Below are 20,135 nucleotides of genomic sequence, written 5' to 3'. Positions count from 1 at the left end.
CATAAAAAAGCCGCTGGCACAACACCAGCGGCTTTTCCTTATTATTGAACAGCTTTTTCACTAACTTCATGCAAGGCATTCCGTACCTTTCCATATTCACTTGCGTGAGGACGATCTCCGTCGTCTTCGTATCCGTAATCAAACATTCGATTTCGATTTAACGTTAACTTAGTAATAGTTGGACGCAATAAATCAAATAATTCAAATCTTTTCTGTAAATGTGGAAATGATGCCTGATAATGTAAAATTTCTGCTCGTACACTTTTCCAAAAGTCCTCTTCTTCTACACCTTCATGCTCTTCTAAAATAGTCGCTAAATAGCGGAAGTGACAAATAAATAACCCTGTTAAAATAAACTGCGTCAATCCTTCTGGCTCTTCGCTGCGCAGCACTTCTTTTAATTCAAAAGATAACTGCTGCAGTTCTTCAAACGGCTGATCACTAATATTCACGTCGTCTACAAAATCTTTCATAATAATTCGAACCGGCTTGTTATTTTTGAGAACCAGTACCGTATTTTGCCCGTGCGGGGAGAATACAGTTCCGTATTGATACAAGTAGTGAAGTAGCGGCGGCAAAACAGCGCTGGTTAGCGCATCAATCCACTCGTTAGGAGTCAGGCCCGACCTTTTTATATATGACGAAACTAAAGCTTGTCCTTCACTGTCAACATGTAATAACGCAGCTAGCGTAATCGCACGCTCGCCTTCTTCTAACTCTTGATAAATGCTTTCACGCCAAACGACTCCAAGCATTTCTAAATACTGATAAGGTGCGTTTTTAATAGAAGCAAACGTTGGCTGAGATACGTTTAACGTAGCCACTTCGCCTAAAAGCCCTACTTTGCACGTATCTTTTAAAAACGTGTCGCGATCTCTTATGCCTTTTATATGCTGAGTGACTTGAGGAGCAATTACCGTCCGCTCACTTGGAAGGCCTCTGTACACAAGCGTATTTAATATACTCATGGGAAGCTTCACGTGATACTTATCTCGATTTGTTGTATTCACAAATGTCCGAATCGACTGCTGAGGCAAGTATTGATCTTCACCTTCTCCTAACGGAACAATTAAATCATTTGCAATGTATTCAGCGAATAAAGGAACAATCACGTTCATCCACTGCCATTCATGGACGGGAATATAGTAATAGTCTGCTGCTAAAAGGTCTTGGCTTGTTAATTCTTTTTCAAATTCAGCTAGCGTCTCACCGCTTATCTCCTGTTTCATAACATCATCAAAGCCGAGGGTATCTAATGAATGAAAAGAAGCAATTTGCTTCGCTACAGCAATCCATGAAAGCTGAATTTTTTGTTTTTGCTCGGGCGCAAACCGAAGATAGTCATCATAGCCAAACCCAATGCGCCCTTTATTATACGTAATCCAAGGATGTCCCGTCATTTCACCTTCTAGCTCTGCATAATCCATATCTGCTAATTCATCCGCTGATTTTCGATTTTGCAAATGCAAATCTGCTACTAGTGTATGAAAATATTCTTTTGCTAAGTGACCTGCAGTTGAGCTAGACATTCCTTTGTCTTCAGATAAGCTAATTAACAGCTGCAGCGCTTCTGAAAATGTAGGCGTTGACGCTTTAGATGTCAGCTTAATACTTTCTGGCAGTACAGAAAAACTGTCAAACAATCGCTGTTTCGCTTGATATGTATACGTAACGCCTCGGTGGTCTTCCCATCGATACGTGGCAAGCGCACCCTGCTTTTGCAGCTGTTTTGGCTCAATAATATTTTCATACATGAATTCCCGCAGCATTTTAGCTAAAAGCTGGCGATTTGCTTTTTCCCATGATTGCTTATTAAATACGGAAAGATTCGTTTCTTTGATTTTCATCCTTCATTCTCCTTTACTTGTCTTAGAATAGGGATTGTTTTATTACGCAACGGCATTACAGCGCTAGCAGCTAGCAAAGCAGCGGCACCAACTGCTAAAGGAAGCGCTAAATTTACTTTGCTGATTTCTAGTGCTAAAAGCGGTGCAATCAGCAGGGCAATATTTTGAACAGCAATAAGCCAGCTGTAATAGTAAGCAGCTCCTTCTTTGCTTTTTTGAAATAAGTAGATATCAAGTATAACCATGCTGAGATAAAACCCGGCTCCATATAAAATTCGACTTATAATAAACATGCTGAGATGATCGGCATATGCTTGCAAACATAGCAGTAAAGCACTAGCACCCGTTACGCTATAAAAAAGCGGTATAACTTTTCCATTAAATAGCTTTGTAGGTACCGCAAGCTTTAAGACGATCGCCATAATACTCGGCATCACATATAACAAAGCGCTGCCTTGACTGCTCATGCCATATGTGTCACTTGTAAACAATGTAAAATAAGGGCGAATGACATTGTGTCCAAGGTGAAAAAAGAAAATAGCCAGCAAATAGAAAAAAATAGGCTCGTTTATACTTTGAGTGTATGCTGGTGTTTTTTCTTTTTTTAAAGATGAAGCTTTTCTTGTTACGAGCCATACGGCCAGTACCATATCAGCTAAAGCAAAGTATTGATATACTTTAAGCGGCATTTCCCATGCAATAATCGCACTTCCAAACAAGCTAGCGACAATAATAGCCGTATGAACAATAAATACATAGGTTGTTGCAGCACCTGCCTTTTTCTGTCCATTTTTCATGCCGCCTACTAAATATGGGTATAAAAGATATAAACTGCTTTGAAACACAAGTAATACTAACGAAGTGGCTAAAAACCCATAAAAAGTAGAAACTTCACTCAGAATGACTTTAACTAAGGCTGTCATTAGAAGTGACGCTACGATTATATGTTTTACTTTCCACTTCTTAAGCAGCATTCCCCATAAAGGAGTCATAACAATGACCACAATCCGGCAGCAAATAATAAAAAAAGACGTCATTGCAACTCCATCCACATGGAAAGCACTTGTAAAATACTGCGGATAAAATGGTGATAATAACACTTCCGACGTCATGGTCATAAATAAACAGATAAAAACAAAGCGCGGAGAAATCATCTCTTAAAACCCAAACTTTTGGAAAACAGTATTTTTATATATTTTATACACGTTTTTACCTGCAATTTGATTAATCAAGACAGCATTGCGATAAGCGCCTAAACCTAAGTCTGGTGCTCCAACCCCGTGTGTATGAAGTTCTCGGTTTTGAACGAATAGCGGGGCGCCTTTTTTCTTCATCTCAACTTGATAGAGTTCGTTAATTTTCAGCTGTCCTTTTTCATCAAACAGCAAATGTTCTTTTAAACCTTCCATAAAAGAAGGCTCTTTTGCATGATAGCCCGTGGCCATAATGACAATTTCACTTTCTTCTTTTTCAAACGAGTCCTGCTCGTATTGGTGAAGAGTAAGAAGATGTGTATCGTTTGTCTTTTCAACGCCTGCAAGTTCCGTAAGCGCGCGCATCGTTAGTGGCACTTCTTTTCCTCCAATTGTTCGTTCGTAAATCAAATCATAAATATCACCGATCGTTTCAAAGCTTATTCCTTTGTATAAAAGAGCTTGATTTCGTAAAACGCTCTCTTTTTTCTCTTGGGGCAATCTGTAAAAATAGCGGGTATAATCAGGCGAAAAATGTTCAAGGCCAAGCTTTGAATATTCCATCGGATAAAACCCTTTTGAGCGCGTATACCAATTCAGCTTATAGTCAAACTGAGGCTGCTGTTGAAGTAAGTCATAGACAATTTCAGCTGCGCTTTGACCAGAGCCAATTACGGTAATACTTTTAGCCTTCAGCGTTTGTTCACGATTCATTTTGTACTGAGCGGAGTGATAGAACGTATCGCTGGCTACTGATTGAAAGTCTCTTGGCACTACGGGCTGTGTACCTACTCCGGTTACAAGATGATAGCTGTAATAGGTATGAAGCTTTCCTTCTTTTTCAACCGTTACTTCATAAAAAGGTTTAGCGTCTTCATGCATTTTTACTTCTTTTACTGTGCTGTTAAATTCAAGCCCACTCAGCTGGCTCGCTACCCAGCGGCAATAATGATTGTATTCATTTCTCGGAATGTGAAACTTCTCAAAGAAATAAAACTGATACAAGCGCTCATGCTCATGCAAATAATTTAAGAACGTGTACGGACTCTTCGGATCCACCATCGTGACCACGTCTGCCATAAACGGAACTTGAAGAGTTGTCCCTTCTAAAAGCATTCCTGGATGCCAATTAAACTCCTTTTTTTGTTCAAAACATTTATATGTACAATCTGTTTTATCAATTAAAGCTGCTAATCCTAAATTAAATGGACCAACTCCTACTCCAATTACGTCTAAAATGTCCCGTTGTTCCATTCGCTCCACCTTCTTTCAAATACTGTTCTTTCACATTTCAGCAGTACGCCTGTTTTATCAGGCAGCGACACTTCTTTCATAAATTGAAACCCGCATTTTTTAAATACTGCAATCATCTTTTCATTTCGTATATCTGGTTCCGCTATTACTTTAGCAGTATCTGCTACCTCGAACTTGTGCTTTAGTAAACTAAGAAGGAGCGGATAAATATAGCCTTTTCCTAAAAAAGCAGGGTCTCCAATTAATAAATGAATCCCTTGGTCTCCTTTTTCATAAGGGTAATAGTTACTGATAATATCGCCGTTAACCGTATAAGATTCCCAATAGCTCATAGGCACACCGTCAATTTCTCCAATTAGCAGTTTTTGATGGGAATCAGCTAGAAATGTTTTTAAATGCTGCTCATACGCCTGTTTTGAAATATTTAAATTCCAATACGGAATAACATGCGGTTCATGCATCCACTTGTACAGCCGTTCGAAATCTTTTGCAAAAGAAACAGAGCGAAAGGTGATGCTCTGCTCCTTTTGCTGCATCATAAATGGATACTGCGTTTGTAATGCCGATTTCATACCCGTACACCTGCAGATTCGTACAGAGGATTTTCAACATTTACATAAACAGACTGCGTTTCAAGAGAGCCTACCAGCTCATCCATATCATGAACGCGCGTTAAGAAATTGGCTTTGCAAGGAAGCACTTTCTCTTCTAACATCGATGAAACAAGCCCCGTATGATCTTTTTCTTTGTACCTCTCTATTTCTTGTCGCAGAATCAATAGCAGATCTGACTCTTGAACGAGGCCAGCTGCACCAAAAGCATTAACTAATCCTAAAATATGATTAAAAAATACGTAATAACGAAATCTTTCTTCTGCTACAGCATCATCACATACCGTATCGCTTTCTCCGTTTAAGGAAGGAAGCAGCTTGCGAAGCTCTTGTTCCTTTGATTTCATAAAGTAATAGCCTTGGTTGTCACGGTAGTAAAACACCGATGGATATCCATTTTCATCAAGTTTAATAACGGAATTTTGCTGATGAGCTTCCAGCGCAATTCCTTTTTGAGTGTAAAGCCACATCATAGGATGAAAAGAGACATCTAAATAGCGTTTAAACCAGCGCTTGCTTATGTCTTCATTCGTACTATTTTCACTTGAAACAATATGATTAATAATATTTTCAATTTGAGAAGCTTTCCCAAACACATGATCTTGACACAAACTTGCTAGGAGTGTTGTACGGTTCCCTTGCTCACCTTGAAAAGGGTTGCTTCGAATCATGACTTCAAACCCAAACTCCTTTTTTCCGATCGTGATGTAAGCAGGATCTTCAATCACTTGAAAAGCCGGATGATTTTCTTGAAGCTCCGCCTGTAATCCTTCTTGCAATAAACGACTCACTTCTACACCTCTGCTTAATTCTTTGCGTTTATTCACTCTCAGTGAATTCGTAATCTTCACCGGAATAGAAAATTTGTACATCACATCTGCATCTTCACTGTATACGGTTCGAACAGACGAAGTCGGATAAAACGGCTGACCGTGTGGCCCTAGATAAGCAAGCCGGCCTTTTTGAATCCATCCACACACTTCTTCTTTTCCTAAAAGATAACGAGCTTGCAGCGGATGCATAGGTATAAGTGAATAATCATCCGCTTGGCAATACGACTGTATGAATTCTTCAGAAACCTTCTTATCTTTTTTCAACTGCTCTTTAATAAGCTGTGAAGCGGTTTGACTCTCGGCGGACTGTTCTGCAACAAGCGATTTATGTGCTCTAAAATAATGAAGCTGAAATTTGCCGTTCACTTCAGGCCCAAACACCTCTTCTTCTTCAGGTAATATCCCTTGACGGCTTTTAGGTGTCGGATGCAGCTGGTGGCCAATAAGCAATGACTGCTCAGATTCTAAGAACGTTTTGTCCCATTTATAGCACGTTTCTAACTCTTTCTGTCTTTTTTCAATGAACAATTTCATATTTTCGTAGCTTAATAGCACACGTACAATCAGCTCATTCACCTGTAGTAAATGATCTGTTACTTCTTTTAAAAGAAAGGCTAAAAGAGTGACGACATCTAACTCCTTGAGCTCCTCTTTCTGAATGCGATAATAAAAGACCGGAAAGAACAAGTGACGTCCGGTAGCTGAACGGTACTTTACTGGAAAGTAAAGAGTTACCGGCTGTTTTTCTAGCCTAAGAACGAGCGTTTCTTCGCTTTTCATTTCTGAAACGGACTGCCATACTCCCTTACCTGTTTCTCGAATATAGCAATTAATAATATTTTGCATTGTAATAAAATTAGCCGATAACTGAGCGTTCACGTAATCGCTCCTCCTTTTTCTCCAACTCTTTTCCTAAAGCCACGACTTCCTCTAACTGAGTGGCAACAGAATCAACTGTAATCATAGGATTTAACATCGTTAGCTTTAAATAAGCTTGCTCTTTATGCTTTGTTTTTGCCATGATAAAAGTGCCTTTTTCATATAAATGCTGCTGAATACGCTGATTTAACTTATTTTCATAGTGCTGCTGTTTTTGACAATCACTATATAAAGTATCTGGCACATAGCGAAATACAACCGCGTTCATATAAGGATCATTTAACACCGTAATATTCCTCTGCTTTCGTAAATGTTCAGCTGTCTGCTTAGCCGTTTCAATCGTATGATCAACCATTTTTCCATACTCATTTGTACCTACTGCACGGAAAGTCAGCCATAGCTTCAAGGCGTCAAATCGTTTGGTCGTTTGAATACTGCGATCTACCAAATGTACATGCTCATCTTCTTCAGGATTTAAATAATCTGCATGAAGCTGAATGTGTTTGAACATAGCTGAATTCTTCACTAGAAATGCCCCGCAGCTTACCGGCTGATAAAACCACTTATGAAAATCCATCGTAATAGAATCTGCCCGTTCAAGAGCTTTTAAGCGTTCACGATATTTATGTGAAAATAGCAGCGCTCCTCCATAAGCGGCGTCAGCATGAAGCCAAAGTCCTTCTTTTTTAGCTAGCTTACTCATTTCAAAAAGAGGATCTACGCTTCCAAAATCCGTCGTGCCTGCCGTTGCTACAACAGCAAAGGGAAGGTTTCCCTCTGCTTTAACTTCCCGTATTGCTTCTTCTAAATTTTCTATATCCATCTCGTGCCTTTCATTGCACTTTACACTCACCACTGCATTCATGCCCAGCCCAAGCTGAGCTGCAGATTGCTGCACCGTAAAGTGGGCTTTTTCGGAGCAGAAAATCCGCAGTTTTTTAGCTTGGAGCGGTAAACCTTCTTCACTAACATCAATTGAAAATGCAGCATGACAATATTCATTACGAGCAAGCAGAAGGCCCATATAATTCGACTGAGTCCCTCCGCTTGTAAAAACGCCGGAAGAAGAGCTTGGATAACCAATTTGTTGTGTTAACTCATCAATCACTTGATCTTCTATATACGTAGCTGCCGGACTTTGATCCCACGAGTCCATAGATTGATTCAAAGCAGAAATCATCACTTCCGCAGCAAGGGCCGGTATAATCGGAGGACAATGCAAGTGTGCCATTGCCCCGGGATGCGAAACATGAAGCGAATGATCCATCACTACGGCTTGTACGTCATCAAACAGATCTTCTAGCGGCTGTTCGTGTTCGCTAAAATAGACCGCACGATTGACTAAGTTCGATAGTTCGTCAACGTCTATGTGAGTATAAGGGGATTTTAGTGTATGGTAGTGACGTTTAATCATCTCTGTCATTCCGCCCATCATGGCTTCATAATTCTCGAGGCTTTCTTTGGATGATGATAAAAACCACTTTTCAAACGGCGCCATTTTATTTATTCACCCACTTCTCTTCTGCTGCTTTTATCGCTTCTTCAAATCTTGTCAACACTTCGTCGGTTTGTTGTTTCGTTAAAATTAATGGAGGAAGCAGACGAATAACAGCACCATGTCTTCCACCCACTTCTAAAATGACGCCTCTGTCGAAACATTCTTTTTGAATCAGCTTAGCTAACTCACCGTTTGCAGGATGACTGCCGATTTTATTAGCCGGCTTTGTTGCGTCTATGATTTCAACGCCCAGCATCAAACCTCTTCCGCGTACATCACCAATTGAGAATACTTGCTTTTGAATATGTTTTAGCTGACTCTGAATATAAGCTCCTAATTCATGAGCATGTGCAGGTAAGTTTTCTTGTTTTATAAATTGCAGAGTGGCTTGTCCTGTAGCCATCGCAAGCTGATTTCCTCTAAAGGTGCCGATATGTGCACCCGCTTCCCATTGATCCAGCTTTTTATCATATAGAACGACTGATAAAGGAAGGCTGCCTCCAATTGCTTTAGATAGCACTAATACATCCGGTTGAATATCAGCGTGCTCGAATGCATACAGCTTTCCTGTTCGTCCAATTCCAGTTTGAACTTCATCGACAATAAGCGGAATGTTTCGTTCTTTTGTGATTCTGCGAAGCTCTTTTAACCATGGAATCGGCGCTGGAACAGAGCCTCCTTCTCCTTGCACAATTTCTACTACAACACCCGCCGGAGTAACAATTCCGCTTTCAGGATCATCCAGCATATTTTCAATGTATGTACTAATGTAAGTGTGACCTTCAGCACCTACGCCAAACGGGCAGCGGTATTCATATGGATAAGGTAGAAAATGTGTATCGGGCACTAGCGCATGAATGTGCTTTTTGGGACTCGTTGTACCGCTGATGCTTAACGTTCCGTGCGTGGAGCCGTGATATCCCCCTTGAAAAGATAAAATCGTTCGGTTGCCGGTTGCTGTTTTTACAAGCTTCAAAGCCGCTTCAATTGCGTCTCCTCCAGTTGGACCGCAAAACTGTATTTTCGCTTTGTTTGCAAATTGTTCTGGCAAACTAGCAAATACTTCATCGATAAAAGCTTCTTTCACAGGCGTTGTTAAATCTAATGTATGTAAAGGAATAGATTTTGCTAAAACGTCTTGTATTGCTTCATGGACTACGTAATGGTTATGACCAAGAGCAAGCGTGCCGGCTCCTGCTAAACAATCAATATACTCTTTTCCATCCATATCCGTGATTACGGCGCCTTTTGCTTGTTTAATTGCAATAGGAAGGCGTCTAGGATAAGACCTTGCATTGGATTCACGTTCATTTTGCATAGCAAGCAGCATTTCGTTTGATGTAAGTTGTTTCGTTGACGTTGACATATCATATCCTCCTGTTTATTCAATTGATAATGATTTTCATTAACAATTACAACAATAAATGATAATGATTATCACTGTCAATAATTATTCTGAAAATATGAAATTATTCCTATTTCACTCTAAAGTCGAAAAAACACAGCATTTCTCTTATGTATCAAGGATTCACAGGGTTTTATGATGTTTTCCATTTAGGGAAAACTATGTAATAAGTCCCTTTCTGTTTCCAAATAAAAAAGTGCTACAATTCCTTGTAGCACTTCTGTTACTTTTGCTTATTCATCGTTTCTTTTGCAGCTTTTACACTCCTTGAGTCAAGCGGTTTCGTATATTGACAATTCACTCGAACCCCTGAACCGATACGAATTTCTTTCACGGGAGTAACGGATAAGAACGCTTGAAGATTTTCAGGTTTCAGCCCTTTTGTCCCGATTAAAATAATATCTTTATCTTTCATTCTTCTTAACAGTTTTTTAATATGAGGAATACCGTTTAGTGCACTTTTATCCGCTCCTGAAGTCATGACACGCTGAATTTGCTTATAGCTTAAAAGCGTTTCAAGCGCCTTTTCTTGATCACTGATTTCATCAAATGCTAAGTGGAACGTTACGTTCATTTCTCCTGCCGCATCCAGCAGTCGCTTTAAAGCTTGCTCATCGATAATTTTGTCCTCTGTTAAACAGCCAATTTCAATTCCATCAATGCCAATTTCTCTTGCATAGTGAATATCTTCAATCATTGTTTGCAAATCGTCTTCATCATATTGAAAAGATTGATTATGTGGACGAATCATCACAAATATTGGGATATGTATCGTTTCTTTCGCTTTTTTCATCAAACCGTAGCTTGGGGTTAAGCCGCCTTCTCCGATTCCAGTTACAAGACTTATACGATCGGCACCATGTTCCTGGGCAACTTTAGCATCATGTAAGGTTGCAGCTGTGACTTCTAATATCATTCTAAAAACACCCTTTCCCCTTTAATATAGAGCTTTTGCCTTCTTTTCCCTGTATTTATACTTAAAAAACTCTACCAAACTCTCTTATGTAAGAAAACACCCAAAAGATGTGATTAATATTTGCAAAAAATTGAATGTCATGGAAAAAGAGTAAGAACTATTCTTTTTCTCATGACGTTTCAATTAATAAAATTCTATATTTATACTAAAGATCCAAAAATACATCCCTTTTATCTAGGGTAAAGGATTTATTAAAAAGAGCGTGGATTTGTTTGTTGCATGAACATCCACTCATTTAAAGAATGAGGCTGCTGATGACCAACGGGTGTTGAGAAATCGCGACATCCGCAATCATGCATCGGCATTTTACCCATTCCTCCTTGCATTGGCGGCATTCCTCCGTACATTGGCGGCATTCCTCCTTGCATCGGCATCTGACCCATTCCTCCTTGCATTGGCGGCATTCCTCCTTGCATCGGCATTTGGCCCATCCCTCCGTGCATTGGCGGCATTCCTCCTTGCATCGGCATTTGGCCCATCCCTCCTTGCATTGGCGGCATTCCTCCTTGCATCGGCATCTGGTCCATTCCTCCGTGCATTGGCGGCATTCCTCCTTGCATCGGCATCTGGTCCATTCCTCCGTGCATTGGCGGCATTCCTCCTTGCATCGGCATCTGGTCCATTCCTCCGTGCATTGGCGGTAGCTCTCCGTACATTGGCATTTGAGCCATATCTTTTTGCATCGGTGGCATTTCGCCTTGCATCGGCATTTGATTCATTCCTCCATGCATCGGCGGCATTACATCTTTCATCGGCGGCATTTCTCCGTACATTGGCATTTGTTTTGTGCCTTCTTGCACCGGCATTGCCTGCATTTCTTTTGCAGAAGGCATAGGCGGCATTTTAGCAGGTTTAGGTGCTGCTTGCATATATGGATTGGATATCGGTTGTCCGGTTTGTTTCATTCCATACGAATTTCTCATTTTTAAGGGCTCCTTCCCATTCTCTTACTCCGTTTACGTTATTCTTTTTACCATCAATCTGAAATTCGTCCATAAGAAAATAGGCTTTCTACACATTCAAAATTGTAGAACGTATAAGAAAAAAGCTATAATCGAGGCAAATTGCAGATAGAAAGGTGGCACATGATGAATAAAACCATTATCGTATGGATTCGAAAAGATTTTCGGCTGGTTGATAACCCAGCTCTATTTCACGCAGCTAAAGAAGGAATGGTTGTACCTGTTTATATCCATGATGACTATGAAGAAAGCTCAATGGGAAGTGCAAGTAAATGGTGGCTTCACCATGCGCTGAATGACTTTAAAAACTCGATCGAAAAAATACAAGGAACGCTGATTGTACAAAAAGGAAACCCTAAAGATGTGTTACAAAAACTACTCCATGAAACGAATGCCCAAGATATTTATTGGAATAGACGCTATGAACCACATGTGCTAAAAAGAGATAAAGAGCTTCAAGCTTTTTTTTCAGAGCAACAAATAAATATTCGCACATTTGAGGGGTTTCTCCTTCATGAACCTTGGAAAATCACAAAAGAAAATGGAGATCCTTATAAAGTGTTTACAGCTTACTATAAAGCTTCTCAAAAACATTCCGTATCTTCTGCTGTAAAAAAAGTTACTTCCATACAGGCTTCCTCTAAACCCGTTGAATCTCTTTCAGTCTCAGATCTCGATTTGCTTCCAAGCATACCGTGGGATAAAACGATTAAGTCGACGTGGGAAGCTACGGAAAAAGGCGCTATTGATGTGTTCAAAACGTTTTTAAAGAATAAGCTGCTTCATTATGAAAAAGGACGAGATTTTCCTGCTGAAGCATTAAATTCATGTCTATCTCCTTATTTCGCTGCAGGACAGCTCTCAGCTCGAGTTCTTTATCATTATTTGAGAACTAAAGCAGAAAAAGTACGTTCTGATGCTTTTGAACAGCAAGCTGAAATGTTTATTCGTCAACTTATATGGAGAGATTTTGCTTATCAGCTGCTTTATCATTTCCCGCACACTACAACTGAACCGCTTAATGAAAAATTCAAGCAATTTCAGTGGGCTGACGGCAATGAAGAGCTTCAAGCTTGGAAAAATGGAAAAACCGGCTATCCCCTTGTCGATGCCGGAATGCGGGAGCTGTGGGAAACAGGTTTTATGCACAATCGAGTTCGAATGGTAGCTGCTTCCTTTTTAGTAAAGCACCTTTTAATTCATTGGAAACACGGAGCAAATTGGTTTTTTGATACCTTAGTAGACGCAGATTTAGCTAATAACACAATGGGCTGGCAGTGGGTTGCAGGCTCGGGAGCAGACGCCGCGCCATATTTTCGTATTTTTAATCCAATTACTCAATCAGAAAAATTTGATAGAGAAGGAGAATATATTAAAAAGTGGCTTCCAGAGCTTAAGCATATTCCTTCTTCTTATATTCATAAACCTTGGGAGGCCCCAGCAGACGTATTAGAAAAAGCAAACGTTACGCTTAATAAAACATATCCGACTCCAATTGTCGATCATAAAGCAGCTAGAGAGCGAGCGCTAGAGCATTATCAGCCTATCAAATAAGAGGTAAATCACGCCTCTTATTTGATAGGCTGAATTTTTTAAATGTTTAAAAATTCCATTTCGCATCTATTTGCAACTAAAAACATGTATTTGAAATCTATTTATAGGGTTTTCAAGCCCAGTTTCCCTCTCTATAGCACATTTGATTTTTCATATTTTTTCCTATAATTTGAATATATAATAATGATTATATATGCTTGAGAACTCTCTCATTGCATAGATCTGATTGGAGTGATTCGATGCCCGTTTGTCCTTCTTGTAACTATAAGGAAGATTATAATTTTTGCAGAATGTGCGGCACTCAAGTTCGGCACACCTTCACGAACCAAGAAGATCAGCTTTTTTATCCATTAAAAGATCGAATCATGACGGATGACAATGAACCAAAGCATCAAGCTATTTTATCTCATACCCATGATTTAGTATGTGCTATTACTGAAGATGGCATTTATGAATACGCTTCTCCTTCTTACGCTAAAACTTTAGGCGTTTATCCTGATGAGCTTATTGGACAACATGTGCTTATCAATGCGTATCCTGAAGACAAACACCTAATCTCGACTATTTTAGCTAACATGAGCAAAACAAAAGATGCCTCCACATTTGAATACCGAAAGTTTCACGTGAATGGCACCATCGTTTTATTAGAATGTAAAGGCGCTCCAATTATCACATCCACTGGAGAAATCGAAGGGTTTGTATTTGTCTCACGAGACGTAACAGAAAAAAGACAAGCAGAGAAAAAGATCCGAAATTCAGAAAAACTTTCTGTCATTGGTCACCTTGCTGCAAGTATCGCACACGAGGTTAGAAATCCTTTGACAACCATTAAAGGGTTTATACAACTGTTCAGTGAGACACAGCAGCCGAAAAAAACAATGATTTATCGAGATCTCATTCAGCATGAGCTCTCGCAAATTGAACATATTATCGCAGAATTTATGAGTTTAGCTAAACGAGAGTACGCATATACAGAAAGCCTTGTTATGACAGACTTGCTAGATGAGGTATTAAAGCAATTTGAACCGGTTACTGGAGTCAAAAATATCCACATCATTCGCCATTATCCAAAAGAACATCCCCTGCTCATTAGTGGGCAAAAAACACAGCTAACCCAAGCATTTATTCATATTATACAAAATGCCATTGATTCGATGGAAAGTGGCGGCAAGCTGACTGTATCGATTAAAAAATCAGCTAGAGAAACGCTATGTATTGTGATAAAAGATAGCGGATGTGGAATTGACTCAAAGCGTATCTCTCATATAGGAGAGCCTTTTTATACAACAAAAGAACGAGGAGTAGGCCTGGGACTAACCATTTGTAACAAAATTATTAATGAGCATAATGGTTTTTTTCACGTATCAAGTGAAGAAAATGACGGCACAAGCATTACCATTACCCTGCCTATGAAAACGCCTGAACTTTATGTGGTAGAAGTGTAAAAGAAGCCATCTGAGTAAATCAGATGGCTTCTTTCTTTAAAACAGCTGGGTGTACAGCTGATACTTATAAAGCATATAAAAACTTCCTATCACTGCCAGGTAAAAGATGAGAGTCTCTGCTCCACCACCTGTTTCATATGTTAAAGGAGGCTTAAACTTCTTCTTGCTAAGAGGAGAGAAAAAAGGTACCCCTCGTTTAGAAAAGAAATCTCCAAGAATATGAAAAGCGTATCCATAGGCTATCCCTAATGTAAAATCGTTGTTATACATCGTATGTAAATAAAAAATAAGTCCACTTGCAAGAATAGAATGCGTAATACCTCGGTGTCCAAAAATAGATTTAATGACTTTTGCGAGACCAAGAGATCTTCTACCAATATATGAATTTGGTTCATCAATATCAGGAAGCAGCGCTCCAATCGCAATGCCTACAACATAAGGAAATGTAAACGAAGCGTCTCCTGTTATAGCCACACCGGCACCGGCAGCAATCGATGTTGCAATATGTGTGTGATATCTCAAATATGCCACCTTCTTTCTTTTTCAACTTAAGGCAAGCACCGTGACCAAAATCATACATATGTTCGCCCAACGTTAACTATAAGTGAAGGTGGTAAAAATGTCAAAATAATCTATAGTTACGTAAACTGCAGACCGACTAACCCGATAAGCATCACAAGAAAACTAATAAGAGTACCCTTTCCATTTTTCTTTGCTTTTCCATCTTTTTTGACAATGGAATAAATCCACGTACTCGAATACACGGCGAATCCAAGAAAACCAAATAACGTGATATATGTAAACATGCCGAAACTCCTTTGCTTGTCATTACTATTAACTATACGAGATTTTATAAAAAAAACAAAGTAGTATGACGGCTTGTTTAATATCTCTTTCTTTTTCTTATACTAAAAAGAGGAGGGATGGCTATGCACCAAAAGCAGTTGGAAGATATATTTGACTTTTATGGACTGAGCGAGGTTTATCGAGGCAAATTTGAAGATGTTGAACACCACTGGTTATTTAAAGACGCCGAGCCAACTATACTAGAAGATTTTTTTAATTCTCACGATTGCGAAGACCTTGAATGCTGTACTCTAGAAGAATTTTGTTTTTTATTCATGAATTTTCAATCAATCCATGCACAAATTCCCAACGTGTACTATTACTAAAAAAGTGATTTCGCAGGAAAGCGAAATCACTTTTTATTAAAAGCCTAAAGAAATATATTTTACTTCCAAATATTCTTCAATTCCGTAATGTCCGCCTTCACGTCCAAGTCCACTTTCTTTAAAGCCGCCAAACGGCGCTTGTGGTGTAGAAGGTAGGCCATCATTTAACCCTACAATACCATATTCTAAAGCTTCAGCAATACGAATAGCTTCTGAAATATTTTCAGTGAACACATAGGCTGCTAATCCGTAAGGAGAGTTATTTGCACGGCGAATAACTTCTTCTTCTGTTTGATACGTCGCAATTGGAGCAATTGGTCCGAATGTTTCTTCGTACATACAAAGCATGTCGTCTGTTGCACCATCTACAACCGTAGGCTCAACAAAAAGCCCGCTTCCCTCTTCGCGTACAGCCCCTCCAGTTAAGACATTTCCACCCTTTGCTACAACATCATCTAAGTGGCGCTTTACTTTTTCTAACGCTTTTTCATCGATTAAAGGTCCGATATCCGTACCTTCTTCTAAACCGTTTCCGACTTTCAGCTGACTAACAGCCGCTGCAAACTGCTCTGCGAACGGTTTAGCAATAGACTCGTGCACGTAGATGCGGTTTGTACATACGCATGTTTGACCAGCGTTACGGAATTTAGAAGCAATTGCATTTGTTACTGCTTTGTCTAAATCAGCATTTGCTGTTACGATAAACGGAGCGTGTCCGCCTAACTCTAAAGACACTTTTTTAACCGTATCAGCTGCTCCGCGCATTAACAGTTTACCTACTTCTGTAGAGCCCGTAAACGATAGTTTACGTACGCGTCCATCTTGAAGCCACGCTTCTCCAATCGCTTTTGCATCTCCCGTAACTACATTAATTACGCCTTTTGGAATACCCGCTTCTTGTGCAAGCTCTGCTAGTCGAAGAGCCGTTAGTGGCGTTTGTTCTGCGGGTTTAATAACCGCTGTACATCCAGCTGCTAAAGCTGGGGCTACTTTACGCGTAATCATAGCTGCCGGGAAGTTCCAAGGTGTAATAGCTGCCATGACTCCCACAGGCTGCTTATGAGCAAATAATCGTTTATTAGGAGAAGAAGCTGGAATTGTTTCTCCGTAAATGCGTTTGCCTTCTTCTGCGTACCATGAAACAAATCCGTTGGCATAGCCAATTTCACCTTTTGCTTCTTTAAGAGGCTTACCTTGCTCAACTGTCATTATTTCAGCAAGTTCATCCGTGTGTTCTTCGATCAGCTGATGCCATTTAAATAATAATTTACCGCGCTCTTCTGCTGTTTTTTTAGACCATGTTTGAAACGCTTCATAGGCAGCATCTGCTGCTAGCTTCGCTTCTTTTTCTCCACCTTTTGCAACAGTAGCCACTACTTCATTTGTTGCTGGATTTACCACTTCATATGTATCATTTGCTGAAACAAATTCTCCGTTAATATATAAGTTTGCTTGCTTCATATTTCTTCACTCCCTGCTTAAATTTATCTACTCAATATTCTGTGCTGTCCGAAACGTACTTTCGAATTTTACGACTGGCTTGCGATTGGCTAATACCAAGCTGTTCTGCTACTTTGTAAGACGACCTATGCTGTTCAAACGCCTTGATGACCATTTCTTTTTCCACATGTTCAATCATTTCAGGAAGCGTATGCACAGGTGGGTCGATAGCAAACTCTTTTGCAAATGGCAAGTCTTTAAGCGTAATCATTTCTTCTCCTGTAACAACCAGGCGCTCAATGATATTTTCCACTTCGCGAACGTTTCCTTTCCATTCCTGTCCTAAAAATGCATCTAATGCCTTTGGTGATAAGCGTACATTACGTTCATATACCGTATTAAAATGATGAAGAAACTGATAGACAAGAGGCAGAATATCTTCTTTTCGCTCTCGTAAAGGTGGAATCGTAATTGGCACCACGTTAAGTCGATAGTACAAATCACGTCTAAACTTTCCTTCTTCGACCATTTGTTCCAGATTTTGATTCGTAGCAGCAATAATTCGTACGTCTATTGATACTGCTCTTGTTGAACCCACGGGACGAATTGTACGGTCTTGCAGCACATGGAGCAACTTACTTTGTGCTGAAAGAGAAAGTTCACCAATCTCATCTAGAAAAAGCGTGCCTTCGTTCGAAAGCTCAATGATCCCTTTTTTCCCTTCTCGAAATGCTCCAGTGAACGTACCCCCTTCATAGCCAAATAGCTCTGATTCAATAAGCTGTTCAGGAAGCGCTGCACAATTAAGCTCATGATACGGCTGCTGTTTTCTTGTACTAAGCTGGTGAAGCAGTTTTGCCACTCTGCTTTTTCCTACCCCTGTTTCTCCAAGTAAAAGAACGGTTGTATTTACAGAAGCAACTCGTTGAATGGTTGAAAAAACTTTTTTCATCGCTTCACTTTTTGTCACGATGCCTTCTAAATCCACGGCTTCGTTTAACTCTTTTTTATAGTTTTCAAGCTGTTCTTCCATCTCTTCTACTTTTCGTTTTAATTCCATTAAGTCTGTGAGATCCCGAGAATAGCTAATAACGCTTTTTAAATGCCCGTCGTTTGTAAATACCGGCCTTGTCCGCACATGAAGATACCGGCCGGAGTTTGTTTTTTGAACCAATTCAATTGCTTGATTAGATTCAATCACTTTTAGCGTGGCCGAAGGATAAAAAATTCCCATTTCCTGCAGTTCTTTTACGTGCTTTCCAATAAAATCTTCCACTTTCAAAGCATAGTTTTTTTCACACTCTGAATTTACAACTAACACATATCCATTTGCATCAGTTACAAAGATTTCATCAAATGATGACTCAAATATATCGTAAAGTTCGTCGTTAATTTGCTGAATATGCTTTTTATGAATGGTCATTTGAATCACCTTTTCGTCAAAAAATAATTATTATTTTATTTTATCAGAAAATGAAAAATCTATAAATAGAGTGTCCAAACATACCTATTCTTTGCGATTCATGAAGAATGAGTGAAGAGTTCTCTCTTCACTCATGTCTCAATTTCACTTACACTTCAACCGTTTGCTGTACGCTTGCTTCTAGTGCTGCTTCAAAAATAGCTAAGCCTTCTTCCAGCTGCTCATCTGTAATAACAATCGGCATTAAGATACGAAGAACGTTTCCAAATACTCCTGCGCTAAGCAGTAATAATCCACGTTTGTTTGCTTCTTTTACGATACGCTGTGTGAGCTCTTTGTCTGCTTCTTTTGTTTCACGGTCTTTCACAAGCTCAATCGCAGACATCGCTCCTAATCCGCGGATATCACCGATACAGTCATATTTTTCTGCTAGTTTTTCAAATCGTGATGTTACCACTTTTCCAAGGTACTCACCGCGTTCGTTTAGCTTTTCTTCTTCAATGATATCAAGTACAGCTAAAGCTGCTTCACATCCAAGAGGACTTCCGCAATACGTTCCGCCAAGCTCACCAGGATTAGATTCATCCATGATTTCAGCACGGCCAATGACACCGCTGATTGGTACGCCAGCTCCTAATGATTTTGATACCGTAATTAAATCAGGCTCAACGTCAAAATGTTCAATACCGAAGTAGCGGCCTGTACGTGCAAATCCTGCTTGAATTTCATCTGATACAAATAAAATTCCGTGCTCTTTACATAATTGATACACTTCTTGCACAAAGCGTTTACCTGGAACAATGAAACCACCTTCGCCTTGAATCGGCTCCATTACAACAGCTGCAATCGTTTCCGGTGCTACTTCTGTATTTAAGAAGTTTTTGAATTCTGTAATCATGAAATCTTCGTATGCTTCAACTGATAACCCTTGTGGACGGCGATACTCATAAGGATATGGAGCTTTGTATACTTCAGGAGCAAACGGTCCAAATTCATATTTATATGGTTTTACTTTACTTGTCATTGTCATTGTCATTAATGTACGGCCATGGAAACCGCGGTTAAAGGAAATAATTCCTTGGCGCTTTGTATATTTACGAGCAATTTTCACTGCGTTTTCTACAGCTTCTGCTCCGCTATTTAAAAGTAATACTTTCTTATCAAATTCACCCGGTGCAATTGCTGCTAATCTTTCTGCAAGCTCTACGTATGACTCATACATCATTACGTTAAATCCCGTGTGAATAAAACGGTCTACTTGTTTGTGAAGCGCTTCTTTTACTTTTGGATGACTGTGCCCTACATTGATTGTGCCAATTGCGCCTACGAAATCAATAAACGTATTGCCATCGACATCTTTAACGATCGCCCCTTCAGCCGTATCAGCAAATGTCGGAATGCCATAACTTACACCTTTCGGAATGGCACGGTGTCTTCTATCTAATAATTGCTTTGCATTTTCTCCCGGTAAATTTGTTGCTACTTTGCTAAAAGTTTGACTCATTTTTTATCTTCCTCTCATATTAAATAATTCTTCAATTAGTTTATATGCAAAAAACGTGCCAACTTTTAAAAAGCTGAAAAATAAGCATTTTTAGATAATTCTAACGATATTTTACTCATCGATAAGTCTATATAAACTT

At 39.5% G+C, this 20,135-nt stretch carries 17 protein-coding genes; 3 read left to right on the top strand and 14 right to left on the bottom strand.

Features of this window, described 5'->3' with window-relative positions; genetic code table 11:
• Positions 1-41: 41 nt before the first annotated feature.
• The 9 genes from AC0C45_RS04320 to AC0C45_RS04280 form a co-directional block, all read right to left on the bottom strand.
• Positions 42-1,847, bottom strand: coding sequence for an IucA/IucC family protein (locus AC0C45_RS04320; protein WP_034649342.1), 1,806 nt, complete (start codon positions 1,845-1,847; stop codon positions 42-44).
• Complete coding sequence (locus AC0C45_RS04315) at positions 1,844-3,001, bottom strand: MFS transporter (protein ID WP_016765327.1); 1,158 nt, start codon at positions 2,999-3,001, stop codon at positions 1,844-1,846. The genes AC0C45_RS04320 and AC0C45_RS04315 overlap by 4 nt, the downstream gene beginning before the upstream one ends.
• Before the next feature lie 3 nt (positions 3,002-3,004).
• Positions 3,005-4,294, bottom strand: coding sequence for a lysine N(6)-hydroxylase/L-ornithine N(5)-oxygenase family protein (locus tag AC0C45_RS04310; protein WP_034649331.1), 1,290 nt, complete (start codon positions 4,292-4,294; stop codon positions 3,005-3,007).
• Positions 4,273-4,866, bottom strand: coding sequence for a GNAT family N-acetyltransferase (locus AC0C45_RS04305; RefSeq protein WP_472927918.1), 594 nt, complete (start codon positions 4,864-4,866; stop codon positions 4,273-4,275). The genes AC0C45_RS04310 and AC0C45_RS04305 overlap by 22 nt, the downstream gene beginning before the upstream one ends.
• Positions 4,863-6,617, bottom strand: a complete 1,755-nt coding sequence (locus AC0C45_RS04300) for an IucA/IucC family protein (RefSeq protein WP_171776674.1) — start codon at positions 6,615-6,617, stop codon at positions 4,863-4,865. Before AC0C45_RS04300 ends, AC0C45_RS04305 begins: the two co-directional genes overlap by 4 nt.
• Entirely contained in the window at positions 6,595-8,115 is a 1,521-nt protein-coding gene (locus tag AC0C45_RS04295) for a pyridoxal phosphate-dependent decarboxylase family protein (RefSeq protein ID WP_095378701.1), read from the bottom strand. The genes AC0C45_RS04300 and AC0C45_RS04295 overlap by 23 nt, the downstream gene beginning before the upstream one ends.
• A 1-nt stretch (position 8,116) precedes the next feature.
• Positions 8,117-9,481 carry an aspartate aminotransferase family protein gene (locus AC0C45_RS04290; protein ID WP_013084707.1) on the bottom strand — a complete coding sequence of 455 codons (1,365 nt, stop codon included), beginning with the start codon at positions 9,479-9,481 and terminating at the stop codon, positions 8,117-8,119.
• A gap of 262 nt (positions 9,482-9,743) precedes the next feature.
• Complete coding sequence (locus AC0C45_RS04285; RefSeq protein ID WP_472927917.1) at positions 9,744-10,436, bottom strand: copper homeostasis protein CutC; 693 nt, start codon at positions 10,434-10,436, stop codon at positions 9,744-9,746.
• Positions 10,437-10,687: 251 nt separating this feature from the next.
• A complete protein-coding gene (locus AC0C45_RS04280; RefSeq protein ID WP_472927916.1) occupies positions 10,688-11,419 on the bottom strand; it encodes a hypothetical protein in 732 nt (243 codons plus the stop codon).
• Positions 11,420-11,584: 165 nt separating this feature from the next.
• Here AC0C45_RS04280 and AC0C45_RS04275 point away from each other — a divergent pair, with 165 nt between their 5' ends.
• The gene (locus tag AC0C45_RS04275; RefSeq protein WP_472927915.1) at positions 11,585-13,012 is read left to right on the top strand and encodes a cryptochrome/photolyase family protein; all 1,428 of its coding nucleotides are present in this window, start codon (positions 11,585-11,587) and stop codon (positions 13,010-13,012) included.
• A gap of 239 nt (positions 13,013-13,251) precedes the next feature.
• A complete protein-coding gene (locus tag AC0C45_RS04270; RefSeq protein ID WP_237892882.1) occupies positions 13,252-14,457 on the top strand; it encodes an ATP-binding protein in 1,206 nt (401 codons plus the stop codon).
• A 36-nt stretch (positions 14,458-14,493) separates the two neighbouring features.
• Here the strand turns inward: AC0C45_RS04270 and AC0C45_RS04265 are convergent, their stop codons facing one another.
• Entirely contained in the window at positions 14,494-14,988 is a 495-nt protein-coding gene (locus AC0C45_RS04265; RefSeq protein ID WP_228459494.1) for a metal-dependent hydrolase, read from the bottom strand.
• A 107-nt stretch (positions 14,989-15,095) separates the two neighbouring features.
• Positions 15,096-15,263, bottom strand: a complete 168-nt coding sequence (locus tag AC0C45_RS04260) for a hypothetical protein (RefSeq protein WP_162837668.1) — start codon at positions 15,261-15,263, stop codon at positions 15,096-15,098.
• Positions 15,264-15,386: 123 nt separating this feature from the next.
• Here AC0C45_RS04260 and AC0C45_RS04255 point away from each other — a divergent pair, with 123 nt between their 5' ends.
• On the top strand, positions 15,387-15,629 hold the full coding sequence (locus AC0C45_RS04255) for a hypothetical protein (protein ID WP_047930750.1): 243 nt from the start codon (positions 15,387-15,389) through the stop codon (positions 15,627-15,629).
• A 36-nt stretch (positions 15,630-15,665) separates the two neighbouring features.
• Here the strand turns inward: AC0C45_RS04255 and AC0C45_RS04250 are convergent, their stop codons facing one another.
• The 3 genes from AC0C45_RS04250 to gabT all read right to left on the bottom strand — a co-directional run bounded on the left by AC0C45_RS04250 (position 15,666) and on the right by gabT (position 19,996).
• Complete coding sequence (locus AC0C45_RS04250; protein WP_047930751.1) at positions 15,666-17,090, bottom strand: NAD-dependent succinate-semialdehyde dehydrogenase; 1,425 nt, start codon at positions 17,088-17,090, stop codon at positions 15,666-15,668.
• Between the two features lie 31 nt (positions 17,091-17,121).
• On the bottom strand, positions 17,122-18,492 hold the full coding sequence (locus AC0C45_RS04245; RefSeq protein WP_034649314.1) for a sigma-54 interaction domain-containing protein: 1,371 nt from the start codon (positions 18,490-18,492) through the stop codon (positions 17,122-17,124).
• A 148-nt stretch (positions 18,493-18,640) separates the two neighbouring features.
• Entirely contained in the window at positions 18,641-19,996 is a 1,356-nt protein-coding gene (gabT, locus tag AC0C45_RS04240; protein WP_014458523.1) for a 4-aminobutyrate--2-oxoglutarate transaminase, read from the bottom strand.
• Positions 19,997-20,135 lie beyond the last annotated feature (139 nt).

It is taken from the genome of Priestia sp. VA7, assembly GCF_055710015.1.
Note: the sequence above shows the minus strand (reverse complement) of the source record. Positions and strands in the feature narration are given on the sequence as shown.